We start from the raw sequence: 524 nt of genomic DNA on the forward strand, positions 1-524 counted from the left end.
GTGTGTGGTGAGAATAATGGTGGCGCCACGGGCTCGCAGGCCCTTTACCATGGCCCACATATCTTGTCTCAGTTCGACGTCCACGCCGGCGGTGGGCTCGTCTAAAAATAAGATATCGGGTTCGTGGGATAGTGCCTTGGCAATCATCACGCGCCGTTTCATGCCGCCAGATAATGCCATGATTTTAGCGTCGCGTTTATCCCAGAGTGACAGTTGACGTAAAATGGATTCTATATACGCGGGGTTGGCAGGTTTGCCAAACAGGCCTCGGCTAAAGCTAACCGTTGCGTACACACTTTCGAAGGCATCGGTGCTTATTTCTTGTGGTACTAGGCCAATACAGCTTCTGGCCGCGCGAAAATTGGTAACAACATTGTGGCCATTGGCGGTGATTTCGCCATCGGTTGGGTTGACGATGCCACAAATGGTGCTAATCAATGTTGTTTTACCCGCACCATTGGGGCCGAGTAAGGCAAAAATTTCGCCCTTCTTTATATCTAAATTTATATTGTTGAGGGCTTTCA

General features: G+C 49.6%; 1 protein-coding gene. It reads right to left on the bottom strand.

Annotation, left to right across the window (positions count from 1 at the left end):
* On the bottom strand, nt 1-524 hold a 524-nt coding region (locus tag ACFQEU_RS18015), incomplete at both ends, for an ABC transporter ATP-binding protein (RefSeq protein ID WP_379784398.1).

The sequence above is a fragment of the Halorubrum tibetense genome (assembly GCF_042661865.1).
GTDB lineage: Archaea > Halobacteriota > Halobacteria > Halobacteriales > Haloferacaceae > Halorubrum > Halorubrum tibetense.